Consider the following 17,614-nt stretch of genomic DNA (forward strand, 5'->3'; position numbering starts at 1 on the left):
CGCTTCTCCCAAACTGTCTCAGTAGAATAATAGCATTTGAAGTATTCAGCACAATAGCACAGTAACAAATCAACTTAGTAGTATGCGTAATAAAGGACTTATTATCGCCCTCACCCTTATTGTATCGGTGTTGTGCATTTACTTCCTGTCGTTCACCATGGTGTCGCGCCGGGTGCAGCAGCAGGCCGAAACCTACGCCACCAGCAATGGACAGGTAAACCAACTCAAGCGTCAGCGCTACCTCGACTCGGTATGGCGCGCGCCCGTGATCAACGTGCTCGGTGTGGATTACACCTATAAAGATGTGCGTCAGAGCGAGCTAGGTCTTGGCCTTGACTTGAAAGGTGGCATGCACGTGACGCTGGAAGTTTCGCCAGTTGAGATTATCCGGGCTATGTCGGGCAACTCTAAAGATCCGGCCTTCACCAAAGCGCTAGCTCAGGCGCAGGAGCTACAGAAAACCAATTCGGGCACGCCGTTCACGTCGTTGTTTTCGCAGGCTTATCGTTCCATAGCGCCTGAGGGCAAACTGGCTCGCATTTTCGCCAACACGACCAACAAGAGCCGCGGCATCGACATCAACTCCACGAATGCTCAGATTATTGGTGCTATCGACCGGGAAGTAGAAGAAGCTATCGACCGTTCTTTCAACATCCTACGTACCCGCGTTGACAAGTTTGGGGTAAATCAGCCCAACATTCAGCGGGTAAAAGGTACCGGCCGCATTCAGATCGAATTGCCCGGCGTCGACAACCCCGAGCGTGTGCGCAAGCTGTTGCAAGGTCAGGCCAAACTGGAGTTCTGGGAAGTATGGCGCAACGATGAATTTGCCCCCTACCTCAATCAGTTGAACGAAGTGCTGGTAGCGAAAGACGCTAGCACCAAGCCTGCCGTAGCTGCAGCTACAACTACTGACACGGCTGCAACTGCTGCTACTGGCGACTCAACGTCACTAGCTAGCCAGCTTGCCAAGAAAAAAGCCGCTGCTACTACCGACACAACCAATCTGCAGCAGAGCAGCCTGTTGGCCCGCTTGTTCACGATGCCTGGCGCGCTGGGTTCTAACGTGCGCGATACGGCCCGTGTAAATGACCTGCTCGCTAGCGCCGAAGCAAAAGCAGTTTTGCCCCCCAACCTGAGATTTCTGTGGGATGTAAAGCCTACTGTTATTGACAAGCAGGAATATCTGCAGCTGTACGCCATTCGCAAAACGACGGATGCTATAGCGCCTCTCGGTGGTGAGGTAGTAAGCGACGCCCGCCAAGATTACGACCAAGGCGGACGCCCTGAGGTTTCGATGCAAATGAACCCCACTGGTGCCCGCCGGTGGCAGAAGCTGACTGCTGCTAACGTAGGCCGTCAGGTAGCTATCGTACTCGATGACAATGTGTATTCGGCTCCTGTAGTGCAGGCTGAAATCTCGGGGGGCAATTCTAGCATCTCCGGCAATTTCACGATTGAAGAAGCCCAAGACTTATCCAACGTACTGAAGGCCGGTAAGCTGCCCGCTCCTACTCGCATTGTAGAAGAGGCCGTTGTTGGTCCGTCGCTGGGTAAAGAAGCTATTGCCCAGGGCCTTTACTCTTCGCTGGCTGGTCTGATTATCATTGTTGTGTTCATGGCTCTATACTACGGCAAAGCTGGTATGGTCGCCAACCTGGCCCTCATCTTCAACATCTTCTTGGTGTTGGGTGTACTGGCTCAGTTTGGCACTGCGCTGACGCTGCCCGGTATTGCCGGCTTGGTACTGACATTCGGTATGGCCGTTGATGCCAACGTACTGATTTTTGAGCGGATACGAGAGGAATTACAGGCAGGCTTGAGTATTCAGGATGCGGTTAACAAAGGCTATAGCCTTGCTTTTTCGGCCATCTTCGACTCTAACATTACCACGCTGCTTATCGCCCTTATTCTGGGTTTCTTCGGCACAGGTCCGGTACAAAGCTTCGCTATCACGCTTGGAATTGGTATTCTTACCTCGTTCCTGACGGCTGTGTTCCTTTCTCACCTCATCATCGACTGGATGATTAAGGGTAAAACTGCTGCTAGCTTAAGCTTCAAGGGACCTTTGTCGCTCAACCTGAACAAAAGCTTCAACTTTGACATCGTGGGCAAGCGCAAGATTGCTTATGCGGTGTCAACGGCCATTATCGTATTTGGCTTCGTGCTGATGGCAATTCAAGGTGGGCCTAACTTGGGCGTTGATTTCCGGGGTGGCCGTAGCTACACTGTCGATTTCAACAAGGCCATGGTTGCCTCCGATGTAAGGGAGTCGCTCACCGATGACCTAGCAGAAGCAGGCATTGAAGTAAAAACCTTCGGTGCACCTAACCGCCTGCGCATTACGACCAGCTACCTCGCCAACGATGAGAGCACCGTCGCTGACCAAAAAGTAGAGCAAGCAGTGCAAGCGGGTCTGCGCGAGTACGCTTCAGCCAACCCAGTTATTAAAAGCAGCTCGAAAGTGGGCGCTACCGTCGCCGACGATATCAAGCAGTCATCGGTTATTAGCTTGCTGCTGTCTGTTATCGGCATCTTCGTGTATGTGTTGTTCCGCTTCGAGAAGTGGCAGTACTCCATGGCCGCTGTTGTCGCTCTGTTGCACGACGTGCTCTTCGTAATTGTGGCCTTCCCGATTGCTCGTTTATTTGGTATCACCTACGAAATGGACCAAGTGTTCGTGGCTTCGGTGCTTACCATTCTGGGTTTCTCGATCAACGATACCGTAGTTATCTACGACCGTATTCGGGAATATCTAGAGGAGAACCCCAAGCTGACGTTTGCTCAGGTAGCGAACCCCGCGTTGAACAGTACTTTCTCCCGTACCATTATCACCTCGGCTACCGTGTTGATGGTAGTAATCGTGTTGTTCATCTTCGGTGGTGAAACCTTGCGTTCCTTCTCTTACTCTATGATTATAGGCGTAATTGTGGGTGCTTATTCAACGCTGTTTATTGCCACTCCGCTGGTTCTGGATACCTATGGCAGCAAAGAGCGCCGTCATCACGATCCACTAGCTACCGACACGCCTGACGCTGATGCCTCCAAGCTATCGGCCCCGGTAACGCGCTAAGCTTGCTTATCACCTAGTTAAAAAGCCCCCCAGACACGATCTGGAGGGCTTTTTTGTTGAAATTCTAGACCCTATCGACTGGACCGAGGCAACGTTTACGGGGTGGCTACCGACCATAAGTTGGCAATACCCTCGCCTTCAGTTTTACCGCGGGTGGCGTTATCATTTACGAAGTAATACAGAGGCACTCCTTTGTAAATAGTCTGCTGGCGGGTGGTGCCGTTAGGGCCATCAGGCCTGGTAATCGCACCAAAGTCATTGCTGCTTAAAGCGGTGGGCAACACCCGACCAGACTCAAAAAAGGGCGGCCACACATTGGCGCAGGGGCCAATACAATTAGGCTGCGTAGTTGGGCTGGTGCGGTCAGGAGCGAATACGTAGAGCGTCCGAGCCTTACTATCTACCAGAAAACTCTTTACGGAACTCTGATTAGTGGTTTTATTCGTTACGCTAGCGCGGGCTATGCGCAAGGCATAGTTGGGCTTGGTCACGAACCATACATTCCCAAAATTATCGCCGCCCGTAGCGCCAGGGGCTTCCCGCACATTCGGGCTTTCCGGGGTGGCTTGGGGGGCAAAATAGTAAAGCGGCCAACCTTGGTAGGTGGTGTGTAGGCGGCCATCGGAGCCAGTGATGGTAGCAAAATCGTTTGAATCGAGGCCTTTGCCTACTACCAGGTTGGCATCATAAAAGGCGGGCCAGCGAGCCGCGCAGGCGCCGGTGCAGTTAGGAGTACCGGCCACATCAAAGGCAAAGTAATACAAGGTATTTCCGTCCTTATCGACCAGATAGGGCCCGAGCGTAGGGCTGGTGCTGATGCGTATTGTGGGCTTGGGGCCAAAAGGAATCACGCCATCTAGGTCGTCGCAACTACTGACTACCAGCGACGTGGAGAATAACAGCAGGGCCGTGCAGCCAGCGAGCAAACGCCGGCGCAGTGTATTCATGGAAAGTATAAACATAGCGGTGCCTGGAAGTAAAAGGTTGACTGACAGAGAGAAATGAGTTAGTAGCAGCGGTTACTCTAGGCAACGTGTGCTGGGCCCGGCACACTGCGTTCGGGTAAAGGCGACCACCGGTAAGTAACCCCGTCGCGAGCGGAGCTGATAAACGTACGGAAGCAAAGCGTAAAAAATCAGGGCGAAACCCGCCCGAGCAATCCATATTTGACTGAAAAAGCTACCCCCGCGCTTCGCAGCCGGATGTGGCCAAATCCTACCCCACTCAGTGGCAGCTTCAAAAAAGGCTCAGCCTGCACCGACCAACGTGTGCTTACCGCACGCTCCACGCCCCCCGACAGGTTGAGCACCCCTAGGGCATGATTGGAGCCGTGCGCCAGCGACCAGGTAGCCGTGGTTATAGCTCCATTCCTTTCATATTGGTAGGCGTAGCGCTCGTTACGCATGAGCAGCGTAGTCAGGCCAGTACTCAGAAAGAGCGAGTACGTAGGGCGCACCACTATATCGTAGCGCACATCGAGCGGTATTTCTGTGATGCGGCAGTTGGCATCCAGAGCTAGAATAGGACTGCCGGACTGCCAGTATCCATACGGCGGGTAGTAATCGCTGCCGCGGGCGGCGTAGCGCTTCACACTCCGAACCAGACCAGAGCGCACCCGCAGACGGGGCGTAACACGGTAGTCGAGGGTTAATCCAATCTCCCCGCCGAGGCGGGCACCTTCCGTTGCGCGCACTCCGCTGGCTGAGGGGCCGCCTATCAGCCCCAGGCTCCAGCGATACAAAGGCAGCGTGGCACCTGGCGCCGGCTTCTTTACCGAATCAGCCGGGGCAGACTGGATGGAATCGGAAGCTGCTACAATGGCTTGGCTGACAACGGAATCGGGGATTACTTGGCTGGTTAACCGTTGTTCTGAGCTTGAATTGGATAAGTTCCCCTCTGAGTTTGGCATTGGCAGGGGCCCATTTTCTGATTGACCCGAACTGGAAATACCAGCAAAATGCCCCCCAGTCGATCCGACCGCACCCAACTCTCGCCGGGGGACATTTTGTGGACGACGAGATCTGGGCGGCCGAAGCCACGCTGCAACAGGCTGCGAGCCGCTCTTATCCCTGGTTGTTGCTTTAGGTAGTAGATTTTCCTTCTTCTCAATGGTTGCTGAAGCCTTGGCCGCGGCACTTGGCGACCTTACAGCCAGCAAGTCCGATGACGCCTCAGTTCCAACCGCATCCGGGAAGGACTGTGATGCGCTATTTACGGCGGAAGACTCAGGAGTGGATTGGTTGTTATTCGTGTCGGAGGAAGCCGACTTTGCGGAATTATCTACGGGGCGGGAGACGAACTCACGATAGCCTTGCCACCCCAGGAAGGTGAGCAGCAGCACAACTACTCCTGCCCCAAACAAGCGCATCAGTTTGCGGCGCACCAAAGTAGTCACCGTCGCGGTGTTCAGTTTGTCGTCCATGCGCGCCCAGGCCCCCAGGGGTGGCGGCTCCTCAGGGTAAGCCTCCGCCCCACGCCGAAACAGCGCGTCTAGCTCGTCATCCGACATGTCTGGCGTAGGCATGGTGCTTAATTTTTTTTAACAAATGCTTTAGGTGAGCCCGCGCTTTAAATAAGTTGGATTTCGACGTGCCCGCCGAAATGCCCAGCTGCTCCGCGATTTCTTCGTGCGTGAAGCCATCAATGGCGTAGAGATTAAACACGGCCCGATAGGCCGCTGGCAGCCCATGCACCAACGCCACCAACTCATCGAACGAGAGCGTATCAAGGGCAGAAACGCCAGGGTCGGGGTGGAGCGCGGCTACTTCGTCGAGGGTCTGCTGAAAAGCATGTTTCTCCGCTATCCGAAAGTGGTCGATAGCCGTGTGTACCATGATTTTGCGGAGCCAAGCCCGGAATGAGCCAGCTATATCGAGATGCAGACGAACGTCGAAGCGGCCCGCATCCCGAAATACCTTCAAAAATCCATCATTCACTGCCTCCATTGCTTGCTCCCGGTTGCGCAAGTAGCGCAGGCAAACACTCATGGCTAAGCTGTAATACTGCCCATACAGCCGCCGCTGGCATTCCCGGTCTGCACGCCGACAGCCAGCCAGCAGAGCCGTAAGCAGCGCAGAATCGTGGTCGGGTTGAGACACGGCAGCAGGAGTTTACTCACCTACTCGGCAAAAGCTGGAAAAGGGTTGCCTCTGCCACATAAAAAATACGCTTATGTACGTTAAGACACAAAAAAGCCCCCCAGAATATATCTGGGGGGCTTTTTTGCTGTTTACTTCTTGGAAAGTATTAGATGGTGATGCCTTCGGCTACTACTTCTTTCACTTCAGGAACCATACGCTTGAGTAAGTTTTCAATACCCGACTTCAACGTAACCGTGGCCGAAGGGCAGCCGGAGCACGAGCCTTGCAGGTTCACAGTCACGATACCATCTTGGTAGCTTTTGAAGGTAATATTACCTCCATCCTGCTCAACGGCTGGGCGCACATAGTTTTCGAGCAGATCAATGATCTTCTGACTCGTTTGCTGATCCTGCTCGGAGTGGCTGCCATTGGCGGCAACTTCCTGCGCGGCTTTCTGCTCCGCAGCTGGATCGACCAAGAAAACGGGTCCACCTGCCTCTACATACGACTTCAGGAAGCTGCGTAGCTCCGGAATAAGGTGCGCCCACTGATGGTCAGTGGTTTTGGTGATGGTAACAAAGTTGGCCGCGATGAATACCCGACCTACGTAGTCAAAATTGAATAGCTCCTGCGCCAACGGTGAGTTGATCGCAGCCTCCAGGTTAGGATAATCCACGCTCACCCCTTCACTCAGGAACTGGGTGTTGAGCACAAATTTCATGGATTCGGGATTGGGGCTGGCTTCGGCGTATATAGAAACCGGAGCGGCCGGGGCAGTTAGTTCAGCCATAAGGTTGAAGGGCTTAAAAGCGAGAATACGAAGAGAATTTACGCAGGTTAACGGTGAATTGCTAGCCCGTTAGAGCTAAAACCACCTACGCCCGCTGGATGTTGCAAAGATACCAAAACAACAGGGAATAGCGGGGCGGCCGCTCTTGGCCTATACCTTATTAGCCCGGCTGCGCAGCAGCATATCAGCTAGCACCAGGTTCGTCATCGCATCTACGATGGGTACGGCGCGGGGTAATACGCACGGGTCGTGGCGGCCTTTCCCAGCCAGTGTAATTTCCTCACCCTGGTCATTGATGGTCGTTTGGGGCTGCAAAATGGTAGCCACAGGCTTAAAGGCGACCCGAAAATAGATGTCCTGCCCGTTAGAAATGCCCCCCTGAATACCCCCGGAGTGGTTGGTGCGGGTGCGCACGGCACCAGCTTCGTCGGTGTAGAATGCGTCGTTGTGCTCCGAGCCGAATAGCAGCGTACCCTCAAAGCCGGAACCGTACTCGAAGCCTTTTACCGCATTGATACTGAGCATAGCTTTGCCCAGCTCCGCGTGGAGCTTATCAAATACGGGCTCGCCCAAGCCAGCGGGCACCCCCCGCACCACGCCCGTCACCAGTCCGCCCACGGTATCCTGCCGGTCGCGGGTCTGGCGGATGAGGCTGATCATACGCTCGGCCGTGGCCGGGTCGGGGCAGCGCACGGCGTTGCTTTCTATCAAATTCAGATCGAGCTGCTCATACCCCACCGGCACCGCCACGGCCCCTACCTGCGACACGTAGCTTTGGGCCACAATGCCATAGTGGGCTAAAAATTGAGCGGCCACGGCCCCGGCGGCTACACGCGCTGCCGTTTCGCGGGCCGAGCTGCGGCCCCCACCCCGATAATCGCGGCGGCCGTACTTCATATCGTACGTGTAGTCGGCGTGCGATGGGCGGTAGGCATGCTCCACGTGGGCGTAGTCGTGGCTGGCCTGATCCTGGTTGCGAATAAGCAAGCTGATGGGCGTGCCCGTCGTTTTACCCTCAAACAGCCCAGACAGAATTTCCACTTTGTCGGCCTCGCTCCGCGGTGTAGTCAGGTCTGACTGGCCCGGCCGCCGCCGATCCAGCGCCGCTTGAATGGTACCGGCTGCCACATCAAGGCCAGCCGGGCAGCCATCTATTATTACGCCTATCCCAACGCCGTGCGACTCCCCGAAGGTGGTGATCCGAAATAGCTTACCAAAAGAGTTGCTCATATATAACAGCCTGTAATGAGGAGCCAGACTACAGGAGTCCGCGCATTTTGTGGCTTCAAAGCTACTAACAAAGCAGCGGCCGATGCAGTCAGTTGTAGCGCGCGCTTACCTTGGCTTCCCAATAACTATTCCCGACATAAATGTTTCAGCCCGCGCAGCCAAGCCAATACTCACGCAGCCTTACGGCTCCACGCGCCGACCGCGCCACCAGCCTATTCCCGCCAGAATAAGCAGCGCCCCCAAAATAATATTGGCGTAGCGGCGCACGGCGGCATACGCATCCACCGGCTGCACGGTATTGTCGGCGGAGGTCAATACTTGCTGGTAAAAAGGATCATCGGGGCGGGCATGAAAGGCGGCTCCGGCTTGCTCGCGCCCCTGCACCTGGGGGGCAATTTCGGCCCGCAAGGTATCGTAGCGGGCGGTGGTTGGGTTGAAGATAATCAGCGAAAACAGGCTATCGAGCGGCACTGTGCCTGGCTTGGTGGGCACTAAGCGGTAGCGAAACCGCTTAGTGCCGCCTACTCTTCCACCCTGGCGGGTAAGCTCCTGCTCCACATCGGGGCCATAAATTTCCAGTCCTTTCTTCGGCTGCGACACCTGGGGGGCATTTACGGTCGTCAGGTTGCCTTCCCCTTCTACAACAAACGAGTAAGTGAATGCCTGCCCGGTGCGAAAAGCTGTGCGGTCGATGGCTTCTCGCAGCTGATAGTTGCCCACCGGCACTTGGTCGCGGAGCGGGTGCGGCGGCAGAACGCGTACCGGAATGGTGCGCGCCGTGGTGCGGTAGGTTTTGTACCCCGCCAGTCTATTATCAAGGCCCGCCTCCGGCTTCTTGGCGATGCGGTATTTTACCATTTCCAACGCCACCTCCGGAAATACCAGGGGCTGGGCATTGAGCGGATAGAATGCGGCCTCATACAAGCGGTACCGTAAGTAGGTTTTGCCCCCCGCCACCACCGTTTCGGGATAAATCTCCTGCTCGTCGAACGACTCTTCCCACGCCGTAGGTTGGCGCAACTGACGCAGAATAGTGGGGAGCTGGCCGGCAAAATCATGAAAGGCCAACAAGCCCTGATCTGCGGGCGTCAGGTAAAAGTACAGCCCGATGTGCACCCCCTCGCCGGTAAAAATGGTTGTTTTGCCGGGGACTAAAGCCAAGAAAGCATTGTCTTTGGGCTCCACATATTCCTGCGGCTTGGGCTTGCCAAACAGCTGATCGAGCAACCCAATACCCGGTGCATCCTGCGTGGGCGGCGGGGCCGGAGTGGCCGAAGCACTCGGGGCAGAGGCAGTGGCTGGTTGCGGCTTTACCGTTAGGGTGGCTCCCGCTGAGCGCACAGTCAAGCCATTGATGGTCATGGTGAAGGGCTTCACCACAAACTCGCCCTCATCATACGCCGCGTAGCGCTGCGTAATAGTTAGCTCCGACGAGCTTTGCCCGTTCACGATACGGGTAGTCGTGGTACTGGATTTACCGCTCCTCTTAAAGCCTTCCAGATCTGGAAAGTCGGAATAACGCTCAAGCGGTGCGCCAGTTAGGCTAAAGCTGATCGTGTAGTACTCATTAATAGGAAAGTCCGCTTTGCCCAGAATAATGCGCGCCTTCACAGCAGGAGTTTGCGCCTGAACGCCGCTTCCAAAGAATAGAACCAGAAAAAAAGCCCCCCAGAGGGCCAACCAACGACTGAGCATAGCAACACAAGACAACCTACCAAAGCTACGCAGAAAGTGGGTTTGGTGCCAGCAACCGTGGGTTTTGCAGCTGGCTCTTGTCTTTGTTGAACTTTAATAACTAAAAGTTACACAAAATAATATGGCTTAAGTCAATCCGCTTCCAGAGCTGAGCCGTAAGTGGTGTTTAAATAGTCTCTCCTTCTAAGATTATTACAAAAAGTGCCTATCAAAGGCATGCTGGAAAACTATTGCCTTTACTTTTTTCCTATTCACCCTAATTTTTTTCTCATGTCCAAAATCACCAAAGCAGGCGGAGACGATACTGGCTTTGATAAGCCGCTATACGTGCCCATCAAGCGTCGCTCGTTCTTTATGTATGCTGGCGCTACGGCTGGTGCCACAGCCCTTCTTCTGTCGGGTTGCGATGACGATGAAGTATTCGCCGATCCAACTCCTCCTACCCCTACCCCAGGCACCACGGTTAGTGTAGGATCAGGTGATGTAGGCGTGTTGAACTATGCTTATGCCCTGGAGCAGCTAGAGGCGGCATTTTATACGCAGCTACGGACCGGCTCTTACTACACTGGCCTGAACGCCACCAGCGCCGAGCGTCAGATTCTGGACGATTTATACTATCACGAAGTTATTCACCGCGAATTCTTTAAGGCCGCTATTACGGGCGCAGCGCCAACGGCTATTATCAAGGACCTGACGCCAAACTTCAGCGCTATCAACTTCAATGATCGGGCGAGTGTATTGGGTGCCGCCAAGGCATTCGAAGACTTAGGCGTATCGGCTTACAATGGTGCCGGCCGATTCATTTCTACTACGGGCAATGGCCCTCTTTACCTGCTGCTAGCCGGCAAAATCGTTTCGGTAGAGGCTCGTCACGCGGCTATTATCCGCGACTTGCTGCAGGAAGGCAATTTCGTAGGTACTGACGTGATTAACTCCAGTGGGTTAGAAATTTCTAAGACACCAACTGAGGTTGTAGCGGCGGCCAATACATTCTTGGCTGAAGGCTCTAAGCTGAATGTTTCCGGCCTCGTCTAAAGCAGGTTGCTTGTAGTCTTCATCCCCACTCACTCATTGACTTGTAGTTATGAACATCTTCCAAATAATTTCTGAAATCGAGAAAGTAGACCCTGAGGTGTACGATCGTCTTGACTCCCGCCGCAGCATTTTCAAGCACATGAGCGGCATGGGCAAAACCTTGGCCGCGGCTGCTGTTCCAATGGCCTTCGGCGCCGTTTTGAATAAAGCTTATGCGCAAACCAGCATGGCTCCCGGCGTAAATGATGTTCTCAACTTCGCTCTGAAGCTGGAGTATCTGGAGGCCGCCTTTTATAACCAAGGGTTAGGCGCCGCGAACGGTACGGCTACTGCTGTACAAACTGCTCTGCGGGCTGGCTTCAGCGCCACCAACCTAGCGGCGCTGGACAAGATTCGCAACGACGAAACTGCCCACGTAGCTTTCCTGCGCACGGCGCTTGGTACCAACGCTATTGATGCTCCGGCCGCCAACACGTTCGACTTCACGGGTGGCAAAGGTGGTACACCTGGTCCTTTCGCTACGGTATTCACTGCTCCTGCTACCTTTTTGGCCGTAGCTCAGGCGCTAGAAGACACCGGTGTACGTGCCTACAAAGGCGGTGCTCCTTATCTCGCCAGCAACAAAGACGTATTGACTGCCGCGCTGAACATTCACTCGGTAGAAGCTCGTCATGCCTCGCGTATTCGTACGATGCGTCGTGCTGGTGCTATGAACAATGCGGCTTCGCAAACGGCTGCTGGCACCGACCGGAGCGCTTCGCCTAAGAGCTGGGTTTCCGGCAATGACGGCGGCGGACCAGCCCCAGCCCAAACGGCTGCCGTATACGGCATGGGCGCTGCACCAGCTTACACACCAACAGTTATTACTTTCCCCGGCGAAGAGAACGTAACTCAAGGCGGTGTAAATCTGCAAACGGCTTTAAGCTCGTTGAACTTCCCGGCGGCCGCTTTTTCGGAGGCCTTCGACGAAGCCCTACCCGTACCGGTAGTATCCGACATCGCCCGTACGTTTGTTATTACTGGCAGCACGTTCATCTAATTGCTGCGTTCAGTTATGATTCCCTTAAAGGGACGGCCCATAGGCCGTCCCTTTTTGTTTTTTAGCTCAACCATGCAACACTTTGCAGCTTTATAGGCTCTGATCAATAAGCGGAGCTTGGCTTATCGGCCTATCTTTGCTTGTGTTGCGCCCGCTATTGCTTCTGGGGGGCTTTTTTGGATTGGTTCTTTCGCTTTATATGCATATGAATTCTACTTCTCTCTCTCGCCTATTTGCGGCGCGACCGGTGCGGCGACGCACTTTTTTCAGAGTGGCCGGCGCTACCGCCGCTTCATCCGCTTTGGTATTGGCAGGCTGCTCGAAGGATGATGAAACCCCGGAGGTCACAGCCGAACAGACATTTACCCTCGGCACCGGCGACACTGGTCTGCTCAACTATGCGTACTTGCTGGAGCAATTGGAAGCCGCTTTCTACGATAAAGTTGTAGCCACGCCGCCCTCCGATATGTCGGCCGCTGAGTTGGCTTACTTCACTGATCTACGCGACCACGAAGTCATTCACCGCGAGTTCTTCAAGTTTGCACTGGGCACGAGCGCCATCGGCACGGCCGTGTTCAACTTCGGCTCGATTACGCTTACTACCCGTGCCGGTGTACTCGCGGCTGCTCAAACCCTGGAAGACTTGGGTGTAGCTGCCTACAATGGTGCGGGCAAGCTTTTCATTGACCCGGTGTACTTGGGCGTAGCAGGCAAGATAGCCTCCGTAGAAGCGCGTCACGCGGCGCTCATCCGCGATTTGGTTCTGCCCAACTCTTTCGCTGCGGCCGATGTAGTGGCCAATGACGGTGGCGAGTTCGATGGTCTTGATGCGGCCAAAACGCCGGCTCAGGTTATAGCCGTAGTAAATACTTTTCTCAACATTACTATCTCGGCGGCCGGCCTGCCTAGCTAAGTTTCTTCGGTTATTCCTGCGTCATGAATATTCTCAAACTCCTCGCCGATCTGGCCGAAGTTGATCCTACCCTGTATGACCGGCTGAGCTCGCGGCGGGCCGCTTTTGCCCCCCTGAGCAACTTAGGTCGTAAAGCGGCGCTGGCGGCATTACCTGTAGCCTTGGCCACCGCCATCGTACCAGCCCACGCCCGCGACATCCGTACTATCCTCGATTCGCTGAACTTTGCTCTTGTGCTGGAATATCTGGAGAGCGAGTTTTATGCCCGTGCGCTGGGACTCGTGGCTGGCGCACCCAGCGTACCCGCCGGTTTTTTCCCAGCAGGCACGCGTCCGGCCATCGAAACAATCCATCGCCATGAGCAGCAGCATGTACGGTTCTTAGAGCGCGTGATTCAGGCCTCGGGTGGTACACTGCCCGCTAAGCCTCGTTTCGACTTTACGGGCAGCAAGAATGGCGCTCAAGCCGCGGTATTCGCGGATGTGTTCACCAACTTCGACACGTTTCTGCAAGTAGCCCAAACCCTGGAAGATGCCGGCGTACGGGCGTACAAAGGCCAGGTTGGCTTCCTGCAAACCGACAACTCATTGCTGGAAGCGGCATTACGCATTCACGCAGTAGAAGCGCGCCATGCATCTCACATTCGTACGATGCGGCGAGCGCGGGGGGCAAATGTTAAGAACTGGGTGAGCGCCACCGACACCAGCATTGGGGTGCCGGGCAAAACCGACGCCGTATATGCCGGCGAAGATTTGGTCAATCAATTCATGGCGGGCCTCAGGCAGGTACCCTTCGATCAGGCTCCGCTAAACACGGTGGTGGCGGTGGCTAAAGTAGCCGAGGCCTTCGATGAGCCTATACCGGCCAGCACAGCAACATCACTCGTAAGTATTTTTACTTACTAAGTAGCGCGTTACGTATAATATCAATTTTTATACGTAATCTACTTCAAAAGAGCGACTTACGTCGCTCTTTTTTTGTCCATGAGCTTGCAACCCCATGGGGGGCTTTTTATCTTTGGTACTATACTTTACTGGCGTTGGACTGTTTGAAAAAATAGTAACGCTTTTGCTCCTCGGAGAGAGCCTTTTTAGATGGCTTTCGTATACCCCTAACCCCTCTTGTCCTACCCTTTACCACCCACCTTTATTACTATTCATAGCGATGTTGGAATATGCGAAAACCATTCTGCTTAAAGTAAGCTTCGACAAAATCCTATTTGAGAAAGAGTTGCGTAAGGCCTTGCGTATGCTTGTGCCAGAGGAGTTGATGCAACTAAAAACCTGGTGCTACGAGCAGTTCGCCAGCATCTACCAGCGTATACTCAACCGCGTTTTTGCCCAAGCTGCTTAAAGCTTAAAGTAAAGTAGAGTAAGCAGTACCAAAAAAAGCCCCCGCGAGCCGCCACTCAGGCCTCCTCGCGGGGGCTTTTTCCTTGTCAAGAACGCCTGTATGCGGCTCCGTGACAAATTGAATAGTGCGCGTCAGGCCAGCGTAGCCGGTGCGCTTCACCGCCGACTGCCGAAACAACTCTGTAAACAGCTCGTGAGTAATTTCCTGCCAATCAGTAGTGCTCATTTCCTTAAGCTGGGGGTGCGCCCGAAACTGGGGCTCCTGGTGCGGCTTGGCAAAGCGGTTCCACGGGCACACGTCCTGGCAGATGTCGCAGCCGAACACCCAGTTGCCTAATTTGCCCCCACCTCCGTCGGAATCTGGTCTTTCAGCTCGATGGTAAAATAGCTGATGCACTTGCTACCATCCACCACGTAGGGGTCGGAAATGGCATCGGTGGGGCAGGCGTCCATGCACTTGCGACAGGTGCCGCAGTAGTCTTTTATGGGTCCGTCGGGCTCCAGCTCCAAATCCACAATCAGTTCGGCGATAAAGTAGAAGCTGCCCACGCCGGGCGTAATCAGGTTGGAGTTTTTGCCCACCCAGCCCAGGCCGCTTTTCTTGGCCCACACCTTATCCATCACCGGCGCCGAATCCACGAACACCCGGCCGCCGACTTCCCCTATTTCCTGCTGAATATCCGCCAGCAAGGTTTTGAGCTTGTCTTTGATGACGAAGTGATAATCGCGGCCGTAGGCGTACTTGCTGATTTGCAGGGTGTCGGGGGGCAATTGGTCTTCCTCGGCGGGGTAATAATTCAGCAGCAGCGAAATCACCGACTTGGCTCCGTCTACCAACAAGCGCGGATCGAGGCGCTTATCGAAGTGGTTGGCCATGTAGCCCATCTGCCCGTGCATCTGCCGGTTGAGCCAATTTTCGAGGCGCGGGGCTTCTTCTTCCAAGAACTCCGCCTTCGAGACGCCGCAGTACATAAAGCCCAGCTCCGCCGCCCGGCGCTTGATAAAGGCAGTTCGTTCAGAGCGGACAATGTCGGAGGCAAGCATCAGGCAAAGGTTGGCTGAAAAACCGAAACGCCCCGCCGGTAGCGGAGCGTTCCAATATTTGGGCAACAAAGGTTAATTATAGCGAAGGAAATTGTGTAGCTATTATTAAATACACTCCTAACGTTAAGTGTTTATGATGTTGTGGCATTTAAAAAACGTCCGTTTCAATTAACCACAAAAGCAGAATAGCGATTTAGAGTCGAATACTTAACATCCCGTCATGATTTTACAAACACACTATTGACTATTGTCATGGAAAGTCAAGATATTTTCACCTATTGATTAGGTCATCGAATCTTGAATCTGCAGTAAATTCAATAAATTGTTTGTCCCCTGCAATAATTTCTTTAAAAGAAGAGTCAAGAAGAATAACTCTTTCTATTTCGTTTATGGCTTCGTCTTTTTCATTTATCGCCCAATAAACTAACGCTAGGTTATAATGTACCCATGGATAAGTATCGTCTAATTCTTTGGATTTTCCCAGAAATATTAAAGCATTTTTGTAATCCTTCATCTTATAGTAAGCATATCCTTTTAAATTATATGGTTGCGGGTTAAGTGAATCTTTAGTTATTGCTAAATCATAACCCTTGATTGCTGAGTGCAAATTGCCTTCCCAAGCTTTTTGAGCTGCAAAATCTACAAAGGCGTCTTGTGGCAATCTACTTATAAGTTCATTCTTAATTATTTCATTCTCTGTTAATGAATCAATCTTTACACTGGAGTACTCATTGATTATTTTAACAGCCCAACTCTTAGTCCTTTCGTTTTTATCCGTCTCTTGGTTAAGAATGTTTATGGCTAATTCAACATATTTAGCTTGAATTTCTCTTTCCTTTATTGCATTAGAAAAATTATTACCAATAATAGCAAGTACAACTGGAATTAAGACAGATGCAATTAATCCAGAAATAGTTTTTAATTTATCCCAATTATCAGCAGATTGATTTTCTTTGTCCATTGTAATTATGGGTTAATAATAGCAGGCAGCAGTTAAATATTCACTACTGGCGGGCTACGTTAATAGCGGATATTTCTTCTCAATACACAAGTCAGCAGCGGGTAGCATACCAAATAAGCATAATTTACACTACTATCCAAGCTTGCAGGCACCAGTGACAAATATCTTGGAAGCAAAAGAGCCGAGAAGCATCTTAAATTGCTTCTCGGCTCTTTCTTTACTTGTTACAGCAAAAACCCAATTAAACAGGCTCCCCGAACAAATCACCGGGCGAGTTGCCGCGCAGATGCTGAGGCATGAGCTTGCCCAAGTGACGGTAGGCGGCTTCTGTAGCTTCGCGGCCCCGGGAGGTGCGCTTGATGTAGCCTTCCTGAATCAGGAAGGGCTCGTACACTTCCTCGATGGTTTCCGACTCCTCGGAGCAGGCCGTGGCGATGGTGCTCAAGCCCACCGGACCACCTTTAAACTTGTCGATGATAGTGGTCAGGATGCGCACGTCCATTTCGTCGAGGCCGTTTTGGTCTACGTCGAGGGCGTTTAGGGCAAACTGCGCAATATCAACGGTAATGGTGCCGGTACCTTTTATCTGGGCGAAGTCGCGGGTGCGGCGCAACAGGTTGTTGGCGATACGCGGCGTACCGCGCGAGCGGCGGGCAATTTCGAAGGCCGCATCATCGTGAATGGGCGTATTCAGAATCTCGGCTGAGCGCTTTACAATGCTGGTCAGCAGGGCCGAATCGTAATACTCTAGACGAGCGTTGATACCAAAGCGCGCCCGCAGTGGTGAGGTCAACAGACCAGAGCGCGTTGTAGCGCCGATGAGCGTAAACGGCGACAGAGAAATCTGCACGGAGCGCGCATTCGGACCCGAATCGAGCATGATGTCGATGCGGTAGTCTTCCATGGCCGAGTACAGATACTCCTCTACCACGGGGTTGAGGCGGTGTATCTCGTCGATGAAAAGCACATCGTTGGGCTCCAGATTGGTTAGCAGGCCAGCCAGGTCGGAGGGTTTGTCGAGTACCGGGCCGCTGGTCATTTTGATGCCGGCTTCCAACTCGGCCGCAATGATGTGCGACAAAGTGGTTTTGCCCAGACCGGGAGGGCCGTGCAATAGTACGTGGTCGAGGGCTTCGCCGCGCCGACGAGCAGCAGCCACGAATATCTTCAGGTTCTCGACGATTTTATCCTGACCCGTAAAGTCGGAGAAACTGAGTGGCCGCAGCGCCTTGTCAATCTCCTTTTCGGAAGGGTCCATGTGGTCGTTGCCACCAGTGAGAAAAGCTTCGCGCATGGCGTAATACTAAGTTTGGCGTTGAATAAAGGTAACGCTTTGGGAGGCAAAATGCTTCCCGTTTTAGTAAAAATATTTAGTATAGCAGATTTTAGCTAATTATATTAG

General features: G+C 53.3%; 14 protein-coding genes and 1 pseudogene. 6 read left to right on the forward strand and 9 right to left on the reverse strand.

The features are described 5' to 3' along the window. The first annotated feature begins 82 nt into the window (after positions 1 to 82). Positions 83 to 3,073, forward strand: coding sequence for a protein translocase subunit SecDF (gene secDF, locus G7064_RS08300; RefSeq protein ID WP_166073223.1), 2,991 nt, complete (start codon positions 83 to 85; stop codon positions 3,071 to 3,073). A gap of 95 nt (positions 3,074 to 3,168) precedes the next feature. Here the strand turns inward: secDF and G7064_RS08305 are convergent, their stop codons facing one another. From G7064_RS08305 to G7064_RS08330, 6 genes are all read right to left on the reverse strand, one after another. Next, positions 3,169 to 4,020: a hypothetical protein gene (locus G7064_RS08305; RefSeq protein ID WP_166073224.1), complete on the reverse strand. Its 852-nt coding sequence runs from the start codon at positions 4,018 to 4,020 to the stop codon at positions 3,169 to 3,171. 188 nt (positions 4,021 to 4,208) lie between these two features. Beyond that, entirely contained in the window at positions 4,209 to 5,597 is a 1,389-nt protein-coding gene (locus G7064_RS08310) for a hypothetical protein (protein WP_166073226.1), read from the reverse strand. Beyond that, positions 5,572 to 6,171: an RNA polymerase sigma factor gene (locus G7064_RS08315; protein WP_166073227.1), complete on the reverse strand. Its 600-nt coding sequence runs from the start codon at positions 6,169 to 6,171 to the stop codon at positions 5,572 to 5,574. Before G7064_RS08315 ends, G7064_RS08310 begins: the two co-directional genes overlap by 26 nt. Positions 6,172 to 6,319: 148 nt before the next feature. Beyond that, a complete protein-coding gene (locus tag G7064_RS08320; protein WP_166073228.1) occupies positions 6,320 to 6,943 on the reverse strand; it encodes a NifU family protein in 624 nt (207 codons plus the stop codon). 150 nt (positions 6,944 to 7,093) lie between these two features. Then, the gene (gene aroC / locus G7064_RS08325) at positions 7,094 to 8,173 is read right to left on the reverse strand and encodes a chorismate synthase (protein ID WP_166073229.1); all 1,080 of its coding nucleotides are present in this window, start codon (positions 8,171 to 8,173) and stop codon (positions 7,094 to 7,096) included. 180 nt (positions 8,174 to 8,353) lie between these two features. Then, entirely contained in the window at positions 8,354 to 9,868 is a 1,515-nt protein-coding gene (locus G7064_RS08330; protein ID WP_166073230.1) for a BatD family protein, read from the reverse strand. Between the two features lie 270 nt (positions 9,869 to 10,138). Here G7064_RS08330 and G7064_RS08335 point away from each other — a divergent pair, with 270 nt between their 5' ends. The 5 genes from G7064_RS08335 (at position 10,139) to G7064_RS08355 (ending at position 14,208) form a co-directional block, all read left to right on the forward strand. Next, positions 10,139 to 10,903 (forward strand): ferritin-like domain-containing protein, encoded by a 765-nt coding sequence (locus G7064_RS08335; protein ID WP_133271744.1) that lies wholly within the window; start codon positions 10,139 to 10,141, stop codon positions 10,901 to 10,903. Between the two features lie 49 nt (positions 10,904 to 10,952). After that, positions 10,953 to 11,942, forward strand: a complete 990-nt coding sequence (locus tag G7064_RS08340; protein WP_166073231.1) for a ferritin-like domain-containing protein — start codon at positions 10,953 to 10,955, stop codon at positions 11,940 to 11,942. A 205-nt stretch (positions 11,943 to 12,147) separates the two neighbouring features. Next, complete coding sequence (locus G7064_RS08345; protein WP_240935817.1) at positions 12,148 to 12,855, forward strand: ferritin-like domain-containing protein; 708 nt, start codon at positions 12,148 to 12,150, stop codon at positions 12,853 to 12,855. A gap of 23 nt (positions 12,856 to 12,878) precedes the next feature. Further along, on the forward strand, positions 12,879 to 13,760 hold the full coding sequence (locus G7064_RS08350) for a ferritin-like domain-containing protein (RefSeq protein ID WP_166073233.1): 882 nt from the start codon (positions 12,879 to 12,881) through the stop codon (positions 13,758 to 13,760). A 259-nt stretch (positions 13,761 to 14,019) separates the two neighbouring features. Next, positions 14,020 to 14,208 (forward strand): hypothetical protein, encoded by a 189-nt coding sequence (locus G7064_RS08355; RefSeq protein WP_166073235.1) that lies wholly within the window; start codon positions 14,020 to 14,022, stop codon positions 14,206 to 14,208. Between the two features lie 105 nt (positions 14,209 to 14,313). Here the strand turns inward: G7064_RS08355 and queG are convergent. The 3 genes and pseudogenes from queG to ruvB all read right to left on the reverse strand — a co-directional run. Continuing rightward, a pseudogene (gene queG, locus G7064_RS08360) lies at positions 14,314 to 15,251 on the reverse strand (tRNA epoxyqueuosine(34) reductase QueG); the annotation flags it as partial. Positions 15,252 to 15,522: 271 nt separating this feature from the next. Further along, complete coding sequence (locus tag G7064_RS08365) at positions 15,523 to 16,212, reverse strand: tetratricopeptide repeat protein (protein WP_166073236.1); 690 nt, start codon at positions 16,210 to 16,212, stop codon at positions 15,523 to 15,525. Between the two features lie 241 nt (positions 16,213 to 16,453). Next, on the reverse strand, positions 16,454 to 17,506 hold the full coding sequence (ruvB, locus tag G7064_RS08370) for a Holliday junction branch migration DNA helicase RuvB (protein ID WP_133271738.1): 1,053 nt from the start codon (positions 17,504 to 17,506) through the stop codon (positions 16,454 to 16,456). Positions 17,507 to 17,614 lie beyond the last annotated feature (108 nt).

The organism is Hymenobacter sp. HDW8, assembly GCF_011305775.1.
Taxonomy (GTDB): Bacteria; Bacteroidota; Bacteroidia; order Cytophagales; family Hymenobacteraceae; genus Hymenobacter; species Hymenobacter radiodurans.